At 48.1% G+C, this 16220-nt stretch carries 13 protein-coding genes and 1 pseudogene; 3 read left to right on the top strand and 11 right to left on the bottom strand.

The window, feature by feature from the left end:
- Window position 1 precedes the first annotated feature (1 nt).
- Both pglZ and brxL read left to right on the top strand, forming a co-directional pair.
- Complete coding sequence (gene pglZ, locus OGX89_RS02120; protein WP_100126887.1) at window positions 2-2599, top strand: BREX-1 system phosphatase PglZ type A; 2598 nt, start codon at window positions 2-4, stop codon at window positions 2597-2599.
- 10 nt (window positions 2600-2609) lie between these two features.
- Window positions 2610-4679, top strand: coding sequence for a protease Lon-related BREX system protein BrxL (brxL, locus tag OGX89_RS02115; protein WP_100126886.1), 2070 nt, complete (start codon window positions 2610-2612; stop codon window positions 4677-4679).
- Between the two features lie 114 nt (window positions 4680-4793).
- Here brxL and OGX89_RS02110 read toward each other — a convergent pair whose 3' ends face one another.
- From OGX89_RS02110 to OGX89_RS02095, 4 genes are all read right to left on the bottom strand, one after another.
- Window positions 4794-5420 (bottom strand): inovirus Gp2 family protein, encoded by a 627-nt coding sequence (locus tag OGX89_RS02110; RefSeq protein ID WP_006812025.1) that lies wholly within the window; start codon window positions 5418-5420, stop codon window positions 4794-4796.
- A 137-nt stretch (window positions 5421-5557) separates the two neighbouring features.
- Window positions 5558-6967 carry a YfjI family protein gene (locus tag OGX89_RS02105; protein WP_019077732.1) on the bottom strand — a complete coding sequence of 470 codons (1410 nt, stop codon included), beginning with the start codon at window positions 6965-6967 and terminating at the stop codon, window positions 5558-5560.
- Window positions 6968-7099: 132 nt separating this feature from the next.
- Window positions 7100-7336: a helix-turn-helix transcriptional regulator gene (locus OGX89_RS02100; RefSeq protein WP_006812027.1), complete on the bottom strand. Its 237-nt coding sequence runs from the start codon at window positions 7334-7336 to the stop codon at window positions 7100-7102.
- Window positions 7337-7527: 191 nt separating this feature from the next.
- On the bottom strand, window positions 7528-8391 hold the full coding sequence (locus OGX89_RS02095; RefSeq protein ID WP_019077733.1) for a hypothetical protein: 864 nt from the start codon (window positions 8389-8391) through the stop codon (window positions 7528-7530).
- A gap of 138 nt (window positions 8392-8529) precedes the next feature.
- On the opposite strand from OGX89_RS02095, the gene OGX89_RS02090 reads away from it, so the two are divergent.
- Window positions 8530-8688, top strand: a complete 159-nt coding sequence (locus OGX89_RS02090; protein ID WP_006812029.1) for a hypothetical protein — start codon at window positions 8530-8532, stop codon at window positions 8686-8688.
- On the opposite strand, the pseudogene OGX89_RS23740 reads toward OGX89_RS02090, so the two are convergent.
- From OGX89_RS23740 to OGX89_RS02050, 7 genes and pseudogenes are all read right to left on the bottom strand, one after another.
- A pseudogene (locus OGX89_RS23740) lies at window positions 8685-9297 on the bottom strand (Fic/DOC family protein). The gene OGX89_RS02090 and the pseudogene OGX89_RS23740 sit on opposite strands and share 4 nt — an antisense overlap.
- Window positions 9298-9301: 4 nt before the next feature.
- Window positions 9302-10618, bottom strand: a complete 1317-nt coding sequence (locus OGX89_RS02075; protein ID WP_286559829.1) for a tyrosine-type recombinase/integrase — start codon at window positions 10616-10618, stop codon at window positions 9302-9304.
- A gap of 514 nt (window positions 10619-11132) precedes the next feature.
- Window positions 11133-11456, bottom strand: coding sequence for a DUF1889 family protein (locus OGX89_RS02070; protein WP_001573898.1), 324 nt, complete (start codon window positions 11454-11456; stop codon window positions 11133-11135).
- Between the two features lie 109 nt (window positions 11457-11565).
- A complete protein-coding gene (locus tag OGX89_RS02065) occupies window positions 11566-13380 on the bottom strand; it encodes a diol dehydratase reactivase subunit alpha (protein ID WP_003828496.1) in 1815 nt (604 codons plus the stop codon).
- 10 nt (window positions 13381-13390) lie between these two features.
- Window positions 13391-13819: a diol dehydratase small subunit gene (locus OGX89_RS02060; RefSeq protein WP_003828498.1), complete on the bottom strand. Its 429-nt coding sequence runs from the start codon at window positions 13817-13819 to the stop codon at window positions 13391-13393.
- Window positions 13820-13821: 2 nt separating this feature from the next.
- Complete coding sequence (locus OGX89_RS02055) at window positions 13822-14406, bottom strand: propanediol/glycerol family dehydratase medium subunit (RefSeq protein WP_003828500.1); 585 nt, start codon at window positions 14404-14406, stop codon at window positions 13822-13824.
- Between the two features lie 11 nt (window positions 14407-14417).
- Window positions 14418-16085, bottom strand: coding sequence for a propanediol/glycerol family dehydratase large subunit (locus tag OGX89_RS02050; protein WP_003828502.1), 1668 nt, complete (start codon window positions 16083-16085; stop codon window positions 14418-14420).
- Between the last annotated feature and the right edge of the window lie 135 nt (window positions 16086-16220).

Below are 16220 nucleotides of genomic sequence, written 5' to 3'. Positions count from 1 at the left end.
TATGCAATTTAAAGAACTGGAATCAGGGCTTCGTCAGAAGTTTACCGACAACCGTATCGTCTTCTGGCACGACCCGGAACAACGCTTCATCGATTCGCTCAATGAGCTGGATCTCGACAACGTCACGCTGCTGGATATGCGCGGTGTTTCTGTGCTCGCCACAAAAAAAAGAATCGAAATCGACGAGCCAACACAGAAATTTTTACTCTATTTTACCAGTGAAGTTCCTGCCCGTGAGCAGGACTGGCTGCTAGACATCCGCCTTTATAGCACCGAATTCCACGCTGACTATGCAGCGATCACACTGAATTCACTGGGCATCCCACAACTAGGGTTGCGCGAACATATTCAACTTCGCAAAGCCTTCTTTACCGTCAAACGTACCCAGTTACTTAAAGGCTGGGTCACCGAGCGCGAAACAGAAAAATCCCTCGATAAGAAGATGCTGGCAGTGGTTGCCGGAGCCAGCACCTTTGAAACCAAAGAAATCCTGTTTGCTCTGATCCAGCAATTTGTTGCCGCAAGTCATCAGGATGATAGTACCCTGGAGAATACTTTTGCCGTGCTGAAAAAGCTGGGGCTGGATAAGGTCCTCTGGGAAGTCCTTAGTCTAGAACTGGGTTACCAGGCAGAAGCACCAACGCTGGAAAACCTACTGCTGAAACTGTTCTGTACCGATCTTTGGGCACAAGGTGATGACACTCATCGTGAGTGGTTGAGTAAAAATGTGCTGACTACTGCCGCAGGTCGTGCGTCTGCGTTGGCCTTTATGGGAGCGTGGCGGAACGATCGTCGTTATAAAGCAGAATACGATTATTGTGCAGAAGACTTACAACAGATACTGCAGCCAAAAGAGCATTACAACTACAGCTCGCCGTATGCGCTGGCAAAATGTGACACCTTCGAAGCTATCGAGCAATTGATTATCCGTGGCCTGGTGACTCAACTACAGGAAGAAAGCACGACCTTGGACAGGGACGCGTTTAAAGCACTGGTGTCAGAACGTAGTGCGAAATACTGGAGCCAGACTCGCCCGGAATATCTCTCCATTTGGAATGCGCTACGCCAGGCTGAGCGCCTGCTGAATCTTCGTAATCATTATACTGACGGTTTTAATTTCCCCGATACCGGCGCGTTCTGGAAAGCCTACTGCGACGAAATTTATCGCTTCGATCAGACCTACCGCCTGTTCAATGAATATGCCGCGCCGGTGCACAGTAAAGGGGCGATGATCCTCCATGAGCTGGATAAATTCATTGAAGAGCTTTACAGCAATTGGTATCTGGCAGAGCTGAGCCGTGGATGGAACAAACTGCTGGAAGCGGAAAATCGCATGCAGACCTGGCAAATTAGCGGCGTGCCGTTGCAGCGTAATTTCTATAAAGAGAATGTGAAACGGCAATTTGACACTTCGCAGGTGAAACGTGTTTTTGTCGTGATTTCAGATGCGTTGCGCTACGAGGTAGCAGAAGAACTGGGTCGACACATCAATCATGAGAAGCACTTCAGTGCCGAACTGCGCTCTCAGACGGGGGTGTTGCCAAGCTACACACAGCTAGGTATGGCGGCATTGTTACCTCATGAGTCGTTGAGTTATCTGCCTGACAATTCCGGCATAGTATATGCCGATGGGATGTCTACCTCAGGGTTTGAAAAACGCGCCGCTATCCTGACAAAGGTAAATGGTGTTGCACTTAAAGCGAAGGACTTGCAGAACGCCAACAACCAGGAAGTAAACGATCAAATCCGCAACGCCTCCGTGGTGTATATCTGGCACGACACTATTGATGCCATTGGTGATAAGGCTGCAACAGAAGATAAAACGTTTGAGGCCTGCCGAAGTGCCATCACTGAGCTAAAAGATCTGGTCTCACGTTTACGTAACCGATTTAATGCCAGCCGAATTTTTGTCACTGCCGATCATGGGTTCCTGTTCCAACAACAGGCGCTGGTCGAGCAAGATAAAACCAAGCTGGAGAGTAAAGCCGTAAATGCGATTGAAGCAAATAAGCGATTCATTATTGGGCATCAGCTGCCTGAAAGTGAATTTTGCTGGCACGGCAAATTGGCAGATACCGCAGGCGCAAGCGATGAAAGTGAATTCCTGTTGCCAAAAGGCGTACAGCGTTTCCACTTTGTAGGTGGTGCACGTTTCGTTCATGGCGGGGCTATGTTGCAGGAAGTGTGTGTTCCCGTTTTGAAGATTCGTGCGCTTGAGAAAAAAGCAGCCGAGAAACAACCACAGCGCCAACCAGTGTCAGTTGTTGCACGGGACCACGTAATAAAACTGGTTAACAGTATTGATAAAATCGGCTTTATCCAGACTACAGCGGTGGACGACCTCAATGAACCGCGCACGCTGAATATCTTTATCGTTGATGAAAATAATCAGGTTGTCTCCGGCATGGAAACGGTTTGCTTCGATAGCGACAATGACGATATGGGGAAACGTACCCGCGATGTGACCATGAAACTCATGGGCACAGCATTCAATCGTAAAAACAAATATGTGCTGATCCTAGAGAATGCGGACAGCGCCACAGAGTATGGCCGCTATCCGATTACAATCGACCTGGCTTTCCAGGATGACTTCTTTTAAGTGAGGCGTTATGCAACAGCAGGATAACTCGGCGACCAACATGGAAATGGCCTCTGCTCAGGACCTGGATTCATTGTTGAATCAGCACTTTCGTGGCCGCGTGGTGCGTAAAGACCTGACTAAACAACTTAAAGAAGGGGCGAATGTTCCGGTCTATGTACTGGAATATTTGCTCGGTATGTATTGTGCATCCGATGATGATGAGGTCGTCGATCAGGGGCTTCAGTCTGTTAAACGTATTCTTTCTGATAACTACGTCCGCCCGGATGAAGCAGAAAAAATAAAATCGCTGATTCGTGAACGCGGCTCCTACAAAATCATCGATAAAGTCACGGTGAAGCTAAACCAAAAGAAAGACGTTTACGAAGCTCAGCTATCTAACCTCGGCATTAAGGATGCCCTGGTTCCATCTCAAATGGTGAAAGATAACGAGAAACTGCTGACCGGCGGCATCTGGTGCATGATTACGGTGAACTACTTTTACGAAGAAGGGCAAAAAACATCCCCTTTTTCATTGTTCACACTGAAGCCTATTCAGATGCCGAATATGGACATGGATGAAGTCTTTGAGGCACGTAAACAATTTGATCGCGACCAGTGGATTGACGTGCTGCTGCGCTCTGTAGGGATGGAACCTGCTAATATTGAGCCGCGCACCAAATGGCATCTGATTGCCCGCATGATCCCGTTTGTTGAGAATAATTATAACGTCTGCGAACTCGGGCCACGCGGTACCGGTAAAAGCCACGTCTATAAGGAATGCTCACCAAATTCATTGCTGGTTTCAGGTGGGCAGACCACCGTGGCTAATCTGTTCTACAACATGGCCAGCCGCCAGATTGGTTTAGTCGGCATGTGGGACGTGGTGGCGTTTGATGAAGTGGCGGGAATTACTTTCAAAGACAAAGACGGCGTGCAAATTATGAAGGATTACATGGCGTCAGGCTCGTTCTCTCGCGGACGTGACTCCATTGAAGGAAAAGCCTCCATGGTGTTTGTCGGCAACATTAATCAGAGCGTGGATACGCTTGTAAAAACTAGCCATTTGCTCGCGCCATTCCCGGATGCAATGATCGATACCGCATTTTTTGATCGTTTCCACGCCTATATTCCTGGCTGGGAAATTCCCAAAATGCGTCCGGAATTTTTCACCAACCGCTACGGTTTAATCACTGATTATCTCGCCGAGTACATGCGTGAAATGCGTAAACGTAGCTTCTCAGACGCGATTGATAAATTCTTCAAGCTGGGAAACAACCTCAACCAGCGTGATGTGATTGCTGTACGCCGCACTGTATCTGGCCTGTTAAAGCTAATGCATCCGGATGGGGCCTACGATAAAGAAGATGTACGCGTGTGTCTGACCTATGCATTAGAGGTTCGTCGTCGTGTGAAAGAACAGCTTAAGAAACTCGGCGGTCTCGAGTTTTTTGATGTGAACTTCAGCTATATCGATAACGACAGCCTGGAAGAATTTTTCGTCAGTGTGCCAGAACAAGGCGGGAGCGAACTGATTCCGGCAGGAATGCAAAAACCTGGTGTAGTACATTTGGTTACTCAGGCAGACTCAGGGATGACTGGCCTATACCGGTTTGAAACCCAAATGATGGCGGGAAATGGTAAACATGCCGTTTCAGGCTTGGGATCGAATACTGCAGCGAAAGAAGCTGTTCGAGTTGGTTTCGACTATTTCAAAGGCAACTTGAGCCGTATCAGTGCAGCAGCAAAATTCTCTGAACATGAATATCATCTGCATGTGGTAGAACTTCACAACACCGGGCCAAGTACAACCACCAGCCTTGCATCGTTGATTGCCTTTTGCTCTATGCTGCTGGCTAAGCCCGTACAGGAACAAATGGTCGTCCTGGGTAGCATGACACTGGGAGGCGTGATTAAACCAGTGCAGGATCTGGCAGCATGTCTACAGGTAGCATTCGATAGTGGAGCTAAGCGCGTACTGCTGCCGATGGCATCAGCTATGGATATCCCAACAGTACCGACGGAATTATTTACCAAGTTTCAGGTAAGCTTTTATGCAGACCCGGTGGACGCTGTTTATAAAGCTTTAGGCGTCAACTAAGATGGTTATGCAATAGCCAGTAATGCTTGTAACATATCCGTCATAGAATTGAGACATCATACAATAGCCATAGCCTTTCCATCCATAACAAAGGCTATGGCTGTAAAAAATAAATCAACCTCGACTACAACCGAAATTACGGTCTCCATCACCGAAGATTTTTGTTCGCACCTTAGTCATATAATCTACCCTATTCAATAAGTCGTTATAAGTTTCCTCAAAGTTCTCCCTTTTACGATTGAGAAGGTATTTGCCATTTGGCGGGTAATTAACTAACTTCCCCGAGCTATCTATAGGGATGCCAAGTGCACTGTACCAAGCTGTCGTTATCATTGTACGTAACGTGTTACGGTTTAAGTCGTAATCACCTAAATGATAATAAGCATCCTGATTGAAACACAGTATCAAATGGTAATGCCGCTTTCCATTTTTGGTATATTCTCTGACCCATGCGTAACGTAAAGTGGAATGTCGACTATCAGGCCAGTCTTTCCGTTGAGTTTTAATATGCTTATCGTGTTTAAGCTTTGCTTTTAACGCACTGGTAAAGCGAGATATAGCACCAGAGTCAACCCTGGGTTGAAAGAATGGGTTATCCATATTTTCTGTATCAATTGGGTCATGCAGATCAACACGTAGAATCATTGAGTTAAGATGTTCGTTTAGGGAGTCATCAATAACCTGTTTGATTCTATCCCGATATAGGGATACATGTGAACCAAACTCACTGTCGTATGTCATATAGTATCCTACCAAGTAATATTGAGGTATTGATTGGACTACAAATATATTACCTATCAAGATAACAAACCCTTACTGGTAATAGGCTCAGTTTGTATTTTTACTCTTGAATTAAATATCTGTTCAACCGTAGAATGTCAGAATATTGAGCCTGCTATGGCTATAAATACTGTCTTACCTTTCTTTTCTGTGAGTATTCTATTTTGAGAATATAGCGTATTAAGCACCTCATTTGCTTTGCTACGATTCCTGAATTTATTAGGGCCGTATTGGAGCACTGTATTTTTAGTAATCCAAGATGCCTTGAGTCGAATACAATAATTATTTATCCACCAATAAAGTTCATCCGCCTCCGAGATTGCCAGCGTGAATTCCTGGGGTTTAGAAAACAAGCGTACGTACTCGCCAACATACCAGGTACTTATCTCTACTGCGGCCTCAACTGTTAAAAGTGAGATATCACCCTCATCACCATTAAAATGGTGCAATAGTGCGGCTATTCTTGCCATATTTTCTGCCATTTTTGATGCGTAATCTTTAAAGTTTGACAGTCTTCCAAGAATCCCCATTTCATACTCGACATTATTAGAAAATGCGATCCAGCGTTTTTCTGCTTCTACAGTGAATCGGAGGCAAAGACGATCATTTTCATTATTTCTAGCAATACTTTCGTTAACGATCTTCATAAGTCTTTGATGAAATATTGGTAGATATTCGGTTGAAACAACCGGGCTAGTAATTTGTCTATTGCCTTGTGTTGAACCAGGCTGGCAGATTAGGCATCGTGCGAAGAAACCTATTCCCTTTGCCATATCACCTTTCCGTTTAATATAACCCTTAAAAATATTAGGCTGGACCATCAGTGACAGTGTCATTCTGGCATCTCTGATTAATTTTTCAGGCTCACTTTTCCTTTCTACAGGAAACATTGCACCATCCCACATCTTATTGATGAAAGGCAGTTCGTTCAGCGTGTAACCATTAAAAATAGTGCCAGCCTCATCAGACATAATGCCTACAGATCGCCAGTAGCCACAGAGGTAATCTTTAATGGCCGCGGGTGTGGCATCGTTAAATATCTGCTTGAATCTCACCGGTGATTTAGGATGCGATGCCAGCAGCACTTTAAGTTTTTCATTTGTTGCCAAATGATCTTTGTTACGTCTAATTTCTGACTTGAGTTTTGACATCAGAGATTTTTTTTCAATATTAAAAATCGCTTCATCATTTCGCCAGACGGTAAGATCATGGGTGTACTTTTCAAATAAATTTTCCTCCAGTTGATATAATGGCTCCATCAGCAATTTATCAACCGTACTTTTCCGTTCACCGGATTCTGCCAGTGTCAGTAAGAAAAGTGATACTGGGCCTCGCAGATTGTTCAGCCGGCAAACATCAATCCGGTTTTGACAGGCAAGAGAAATAACTCCCAGAGCAGAAGCTGCGATCAAAGCTTGCGGGGCTTGCGTATGCTGTTCCACTTCATAAATGGCATTTCTGATAATCTGAGGAAATGCATCTACAGGGAAAGGACTACCGTTAAACATATAACACCTCTAATACAATTCACGTTAAAAAGTTCCGCGCAAGTTGCTATTCCGCTATTAATTGCAGAAATAGCAGGATGAACACGGATACTCAGAAAAAAAACAAAAATAAATGCACAAAATCTCTGGATGCTAACGTTCGTTAATCCAGCAAAGTAGATCGCTTAACAGCCAGCCACAGGACTTCAACCCAATAGACTTACGCAACGGAAACTGACCGACTTGCTCCAGTTTCCAGGCCGTTGAACGAGATACCGATGTGATGTACTGACGCTCCTTTTCACGTACTAGGCGGTCATGGGGTTCGCCATAGTTACGCAGGACCTGTAAACGTTCTTGTGGTGTTGGATAGTTGAATGTTGTTTTCATGTTGCCTCCTTCGTTTCAGTGAAAGCAGCATGTCTCAGTTTACGAGGATGTGAAAGGAACAGACACCTTATTAAGGCCTTAATAAGGTATCGAGGACAACAGGAAAAGAACACTCTCATCCTTTTAACACAGCATGTAGGATGATGAGTTCGGACAAAGTGGACTGAGCTATATCAATTCAATACATTAAGTTACTTTGGAATGTTTTTTAACCAACGGCGAATAGTCTCAGGTTTGAATTCATATTCTCCACCATATTTATTTTTATTCAGACTGGTTAAAACACCTGCCATTGTTGTGAAGTTAACACTACCATCATTTTCCAAACAATACTCATTTAGCAAAATATATAAAGCCAAATGCTCTACCTTAGAATAACGATTTTCACTTTCTTTCTTTTCAATTTTCGATGAACCAGTCAATGCAAACTCTAAATTTTCAATGTCATCAACATTCATACATAGCTCACGTTTATTAACTTCAATTGCTTCTTTAAATATCAAAAAGTCCCCTTCATCATGTCCTATGACTTTCAATAAAGCTGAAACATCGTCGTCCGACAACAAAGGATTTGAATTAGATATTTTATAATCACCCTTTATGAACCGTGTAGTTGGTCCAGGCTTAATCCGCCAATATCCATATGCGTAACCATCGTAATAAAACTGATCATCGCCGATGGGAATATAGAAAATACCCGCCCCTTTTTTCATTCGAAACTGTCTTATCTTAGTTAGAGGGGATTTATCTTTTTGATATAAATCAACTTCGTTAATAATTTCAACCTTGCGGTCTTCAATAAAATATTTATGCTGTTCGATATTATCTAGTGAACTATTAGGCGAGCCAATCTCGGTGGGAATATCGTTTAACACCTCCTTTAAGTGAGACTCATCGTCTTTACGAATAGAACATGATAATTGACACGGATTTCCTTCAAGATGTATATAGAGAGGGATGTTATTATCACACCAAAGCTCTATTATATTTTCTAACTTAATACTATATTTTATACAGATAGTTTCAACAGTAAGAAATTGAGATTTGTTTTCCATTATATTTTTCCTCCTCAGAATAAAATTCTCACCGATTTTACGCTTTTGATTGTGCTTTAAAATACTAACCAATGAGATCTATTGTCCAATTCATCCAGTACAACTATAATCCAATTGAATACATCAAGGAACCGCTCCATGCGCAAACAATCAATATCACCGCAAGTTACAAAAGCCCAGATTTACCGTTCCGTTGCCAGCTCAACAGCTATCGAAACGGGCGTTTCTGTACAAAAGATTGAGCAGCAACTAAAAAAAAATCAGGCACAGGCGAAAGCCGTTGGCCTCGCCCGCTAGTCTGGCAAGATATCGCTTACCAGCTGCATCATAGGGTTATAGTTCCCTGAGCCCCCGCCTGTATTGCCTTGAAGTAAAATGCCTTGTGCTCATCACACAGGCTGTAATCCAGTAAGCCCTTCCCTGCCAGAACCGACAGCACATCGCAAAGTAGCCGCGACAGACGCCCGTTACCTTCTCTGAATGGATGGATCAAAATAAACTCAACGTGGCATTCAGCCAGATAACTAACCAGCTCCGGGCGAGCCAGGGATTTCAGTTCACCAGTTCGGGAGAGAAACTACCTCTCGAAACCATCAAGAAGCAGAGGAATCCTGTCGGCAGCGGCAAACTGGAAGCCGTCTTTTGTCAGGTTGGCATTACGCAACCTCCCCGCCAGTCGTACACATTCCCCAGCCATTGACGATGCCATCTACTGATATGCTCAAAAACCAGCGCCTCAGGCGGCTGGCTCTCAATAAATAGCTGCTCATTCAGCATCAGCAGCAAGCCAGACTCCAGCGTATCCATTTCCTGTTCATCAATGATTCCCAGCTTATTAGCCAGCACTAAATCTCCAGAGTCCGGCTGATACCGCTCTTCTGCTGAATTAAGCTCATATTTTGCCAAGCTCTTACCTCCGTCCAAACAAGTTCACAACGTTGTTTTCCTGTTGTCGCTGATAGTTGTTAACCCGGTCTTCCCAGATCTCAAGCGCCCTACGCTTTTCAGGCAAGTAATCATAACGATCATAGTGTTTCGAGCTGACGTCATTTAAAGCGTGATTCTGGATACGGTCGCGGATCTCTTTGCTGATCCCCGCCTCCCCCATCAGCGTTTTGCAGGTGCGACGTAAATCTCGTGCCGTGAAAACTTTAAACTCAGGATTAAAGGCCCGGAAGTACATGATGGAACGCGCCAAGCTATCAGTGCGTACCGGTCGCTCTCCATTGGTCGAGAGTGGGAAGATATAGGGGCTCCCACTTTCCTTAGCCAGTTCTTTCACCGAGGCTAATTCCTGTAGCGCAGAATCAGTCAGCGGGATCAGGTGTTCGCGCTTGTTTTTCGATACATCAGCTATGACCAGTAGCGTCTTTTGCTGCCAGTCAATCGCGCTCCATTGGCTGGCTATCATTTCAAACGGACGCTGCCCACCAGCATAAACACAGAAGCGAATCAGATGCTGCATCAGCGGCCCAACGTTGGTGGCCTCGGCGAACTGTTCCATGACAACACGCAACTCTTCCAGCGTTAGCCATGTATCACCCACTTTTTCCGCCGAAGACTGTTTCGGTATGGCCGAGACCGGGTTAACTTCAAGACCAAACGTGATACCCACGCTGGTATTCATCGGATCGTTATCAGCTTTCAGGCCGTAGTTAAATGCCGCCATCAGATACGAGCGAATCCGATTAGCATGCACCACCGCATCACGCTGGATAATGCCTGAGAGGATGGTTTTAATCTGGAGAGGTGTTACATCTTTCGCTTTGGTTTCTCGAGGGATAACCGTGTAGCACTCTTTTTCAAGACGCTTCAGAACATCAGCCCAGGTCCGCTTATTGTCGAGCTTCATCTTGTTAACGTAACCATGCACCAGTTCTTCAAACGATCCTTGAGAACGATGGATCTGCATGATGTGCTGTTCGGCCAGGCGCTGTTGCTCAAGCTCTTGCTGGGGCTCTTTTCCTTCAACAAGCCAGGTACCATACTTTTTCGCCAGCTCATTGGCCGTCACCAGTTTCATCTCAGGCCAGATGCCCAACTGGATGAACTTCTCTTTCTTCCCTTTCTCAACGTAGTAACGGAAATAAAAAACTTTGCTGCCTGAAGGCTGAACCTTAACGCCAAGCCTGCCAGTACCACGTTGAGCGCTGTTGCTCCACACGTAGTACGCCGTGCTTTTTGTCTTCAATCCACGTATAGCAGTCTCGGTAAGATTAGCGGCCATGAGTTTACCTTTCTAAGGATAAGCGTTACCTGACCCGATGCCCATTTCGGGTCAGGTAACGGGTCAGGTAAGGATAGTACAATGGGGAAATGAGAGAACCAATCAGAAACAAAAATAACTTCATAACTGATTGATTATAGACAATTAAAAATACGAATAGAGACAATGACGAACAATTAAAAACATGCCAATTTTATGACTCATAATCGCTTGGTCGCTGGTTCAAGTCCAGCAGGGGCCACCAAATATATCAAGGACTTGCGAGAAATCGCAGGTCCTTTTTTTATGGGTATTCCGTAGAAATTGGTATGTAGCAAAAAAGAGTTTGTCCTGGAAAAATCAATACTTTCTTGCATCAATATGTTGAATGAGTACACGGAAGAAAATGGCTGGCGGGGACTAAAGCTATTTACGCGATACACCTGTTCAGAAAACAGCATGTTAATGGCAACCCCATCTGGACGCCGCCATCCTTAGATGGAAACGTCCGTTAGAGTTTAATTCGATAGTCAGCTCACACTAGCTCTTTGAGCTGCTCCTGCATATAGGTTGAAAAATACTCTGGGTTCTTGATAAGGATGCGGTTACCGGAGGCGACTTTTTCTGCCCATCCGGCCACTTTTTTCGTGAACTCGGGATTCCATCCCTCTTGCTCACCCCGTGCCATCACAACTTCCGGACTCGCTGGCACACCTAAGTCATGCAAATACTTTAAGATTCCCTTAGCGGTACTTTCATCCATTGAATGGGGTACTGACGCCGAAGTGTTCATACCACCAATAAAATCCAATGCTTTCTCAATTGCTGTTGGCATGCTCTTATCCTTAAAATTAACCACGTGAGAGACACATTTATACTATGTACCCAACTCCGCCGGGATATCAAAGAGAACATCGCCTTTATTTGACTTACCCCGCAGCTAAACGCTTGCGCGGCTGTTTTCTGCGCTATTTTTTTGCTTCTCCGGCTAAAACCAGTCCTGTTGCCACCGCATTACGCGGCCCTTCGGTACCTCGAATATTGCCCTGCCCGGCGACAACGCCGTAATGCGCCAGCGCATCGGTGATCATCTGCGGGATTTCGAAATCCAGCGAAGAACCGCCTACCAACACCACAAACGTCATATCGCGAATAGAGCCTCCGGGTGACACCTGGCGTAACGCGCGCAGGCAGTTGGTCACAAAAACCTTCTCTTTAGCCTGTCGGCGCACCAGACGGATTTTTTCCAGCGAAGTCTGGTTATCTACCGGGATCAGCTCGCCCTCTTTCAAGTACACCACTTTGGCGAATACTGACGGACTGAGCGGTTCGCGGAAAAACTCCACCGCACCGTTCTCATGGCGAATGCTGAACAGGCTCTCCACTTTTGCCAGCGGGTATTTTTTAATTTCCTCCGCCAGAAATGCATCGCTTAAGCCCAGCTCAGTTTGAATCAACAGGCTGACCATATTCCCCGCGCCGGCCAGATGTACCGCTTTCACTACGCCGTCGCTATTGATGACGGCGGCATCGGTAGATCCTGCGCCTAAGTCGAGGATCGCCAGCGGTGCAGCGCATCCGGGCGTAGTTAACGCCCCCGCCACGGCCATGTTGGCCTCCACGCCACCCACCTCAACCAGAGTGTTTAACCGGACGCTCAGCTCACTGGCGATGGCCTGCATCTGTAAACGATCGGCTTTCACCATCGCCGCAATGCCCACGGCGTTCTCCATTGAACACTCTCCGGCGATGCCGCCCTGCACCTTGCGCGGAATAAATGTATCGACCGCCAACAGATCCTGAATATGCACCGTGTTCATGTCATGACCGGTCAGCGAGGCCATCACCTTACGCACCCGCTCCAGCATGCCGCCTGCATGCGTGCCTGCTTCACCACGAATATCACACACGGGCGCGCAGGCGCTCATCGCCTGCATAATAGCCTGCGCGCCTTGCGCTACGTCGGCTTCACCGCCACGCTTTTCACCACGGATAAAGATCTTACCCGCCGGGATCACTCTTGATCGCACATCGCCCTGCGGGGTTTTCAGCACCACGGCGGAACGGTTGCCAATCAGCGCTCTGGCGATGGGGACGATAGTTTGCGTTTCCTCAGGGGTCAGGGCAAAGAAGGTCGCGATACCGTAAGGATTCGACAGTACCCGCACCACCTGTCCCGGGGCCGCCACTTCCACCGCCGCCAGCACGCCTTCCGGTACCTTCTCCAGCAGAGTGACTTCATCAACCACCGGCATTGGCCGACGCAGGCGATTATTCACCAGCACGCCATCATCCTTTTTCAGGATGGCCGCCACCACGTTGACACCGCGATCCAGCGCTTCATTGATAAACCAAACCGCCTCAAGGAAATCCATCTCCTCACCCACCAACGGTATCCAGCCCTGGGCAAATCGATCCTCGCTCAACGCTGCCAACTTCTCCACAGCGATGGTGGTTCCCATACCCACGCCAGCGCCGCCGGGCGTTTGCGGGTTATGGCCAATCATCGTTGATTCGGTAATGATGGTTTCAGTGATGGTTTCCATCGCCACATCGCCAATCACTGGTGCAGCCTCGTTGATGCAGATTTTTGCCACGTCCTGCAGCGACCACGGCGTTTTATCCAGCGCCTGCTGCAGGGACGCGACTACCCCGGCGATATTATCCCGCGTGCCTTTCATCCCGGTCGTGGCGACAATCCCGCTGGCGATAAACCGGCCATCCTGCGCCAACGCCACTTCGGTGGTGGCGTTGCCGATATCAATCCCCGCAATTAACGGCATGCTGCCTCCGTCACTGGCTGCCTTTACGCAGCTTATTTCTCTGCTGGTATACCTCTGCCGATTCGCGGACAAACCCGGCGTTCACCCTGGCATGCCAGGTGTGTTCCAGCTCATCGGCAATGGCCTGCAACTCGGCGAACGAAGAACGAAACGGTCGCAGCGCGTTGTAGATCTCCAGAATGCGGGCATCCGGGATCGCAATCAGCTCTGCCGCACGACGAAAATTGCGCGCCACGGCATGACGTTGCATCTGTTCGGCAATCTGCGCCTGGTACTCCAGCGTTTGCTGAGAAATACGCACATCCTGTGGTCCTACGCGGCCCGCCAGCACATTCTCAAGGGTAATGTCGGTTAGCGGCTTACCGGTAGGCGTCTGGATTTTCTCCGGGCAGCGGGTGGCTAATGGGTAATCCTGCGCGGTCATGATGTTGTCGTTCATGGTCATTCCCTTACCAGTGCAATATGCAACGTGACAGGCGCAGCATCCTGCACCACGTGTTTGGTTTCTTTTATATGAAACAGCGCGGCCTTGGCCATAAATTTAGGGCGCACCATCTGGTCATTGACCACTGGCACCGGAGAAGGCGACTCTTTACGTGCATATCGCGCGGCGTTTTTACCAATCTGACGATAGGTTTCCAGCGTCAGCAGCGGAGCCTGAGAAAACAGTTCCAGGTTACTTAGCGGCAGCAGATCGCGCTGATGAATCACCGTGGTTCCTTTCGACTGGATACCAATCCCAATGCCTGAGCCGCTGAGATTTGCCGCATCCCATGCCATAAAAGAAACATCCGAGGTGCGCAGGATCCTCACTACCCGCGCATGTAACCCCTCTTCTTCGATGCCTGCAACCAGCTCTTTCAAAATCGCGTTGTGCGGCATATCAATCAAGGTTTTATGCTGATACTTAGCAAAGGCCGGGCCGACGCCAATCACCACCTCATCCACGCGTTCATCCGCGTTAGCCGCCTCGCCTTCGCTCACCTGTAAGGTGAAAACCGGCTTACGTTCAGTTGTGCATTCCACTGTGTACCGCCTTATTCGATCGAGCCGGGCTGAACCACGCCCGCAATATTTTTAATTTCCGCCCAGCGTTCGGCACTGATGCGATAGCCGGTACCTGGTCCCTGATAATCATTGATGTCGTTGACGGCGCTGACGACGTCGAACTGGCGATCCAGAATGGCCGACGTTTGCAGGTAATCACCGGTAACACGCTGTCTCAGCATGTTGAGGATATTGCTGGCGATGTCTTCGAAGCCGCTGCAACTCAACGCGCCGACGATATCCAGCCCGGTGATATTGCGCTTCATCATCTCTTCCACGGCAGCCAAATCCTCAACCACATTACGCGCAGGCATATCTTTGCTGCCGTGAGCATAAGTAGCGGCTTCGACTTCTTCATCGCTAATCAGCGGCAGGCCCAGTTCGCGGAACACCGCCTGAATGGCGCGTGCGGCCTTATTGCGAATGGCGATGGTTTCCTCTTCCGTGACCGGCCGCAGGCCGCCGTCAACCATCAGATCGCGTTGCAGAATGTTGTAATCATCGAAATCTTCAGCGTCGAAGTTCGATCCGGCAAACATGTTGTCGTAGTTGGGTACCGCGCTGTAACCGGAGAAAATAAAGTCGGTACCCGGCAGCATCTGCATCAGGGTACGGGCAGTACGGCGAATATCGGAGTGGGAAAAGGTTTGGTCATTGGCGGAGGCCACTTCAAGGTCGAGCATTGAGGCAATCAGGTTTTCCGCCAGTACCGCGCGGATCCCTGACGGCACAGCGCCGGTCATGCCGATACAGCTGACCGCGCCGTTTTGCAGCCCCTGTACGCCCGCGCCTTTAGTGATAAAAATGCAGCGTGACTCCAGATAAAGCATCGATTTACTTTCGGAATAGCCCATCAGCGCCTCCGAGCCGGTGCCGGAGGTGTAGCGCATCTTCAGGCCACGCGACGCATAAGCCGAGGCGAGAAATGCTTTGGACCACGGCGTGTCATCACCGTCGGTAAACACCGATTCTGTGCCATATACCGACACCGTTTCGGCGTAGCTGGTAAGCCCACGCATGCCCAGCTCCAGCTCCGTGGCCTCTTCAACGGAACATTGCGTCAGCACACCGGGGCGACCGCACTGGGAACCCACCAGCAGCGCCAGGGCGTTAAACGGCGCGTAGCGGGCAATCCCGACCGTCGTTTCCTGCTCGGAAAAGCCGCGGATCCCCGCTTCAGCAGCATCGGCGGCAATCTGTACCGGGTTATCTTTCAGGTTAGTCACGTGGCACTGGTTGGAGGGAGTGCGTCTGGCGCGCATTTTTTGTAGCGCCATCATCATCTCCACCACGTTCATTTGCGCCATCACTTCCACCGCTTTCGCCGGGGTGATGGCGGTGGTAATGGCAATAATTTCTTCCCGACTGACATGGATATCCACCAGCATTCTGGCGATCTCCAGCGCATCGAGCTGCATGGCGCGCTCCGCCTCGGCCACGTTAATCGCATAGTCGGCAATGAAACGGTCGATCATGTCGAACTCGGCGCGGCTCTTACCGTCCAGCTCAATAATACGACCATTTTCCACCTTCACCGACGACGCCGGATCGTAGGGGCTTTCCATGGCGATCAGCCCCTCTTCAGGCCATTCGCCAATCAGCCCATCCTGATTTACAGGCCGCTTCGCAAGCACTTCGAATCGTTTTGATCTTCTCATGATTTATTGACTCAAAAGGTAAAAAATAGGGATGCCGGGCCATATTGCCGGGGACACAACACCCGACATTCGCCTTTCATCAGCAATGGCCGAACTCTAAATGAGCCAAGCAATAAAAAAATAAAATTAATTTCG

This window comes from Citrobacter sp. Cpo103, assembly GCF_030332605.1.
Classification (GTDB): Bacteria; Pseudomonadota; Gammaproteobacteria; order Enterobacterales; family Enterobacteriaceae; genus Citrobacter; species Citrobacter portucalensis.
Note: the sequence above shows the minus strand (reverse complement) of the source record. Positions and strands in the feature narration are given on the sequence as shown.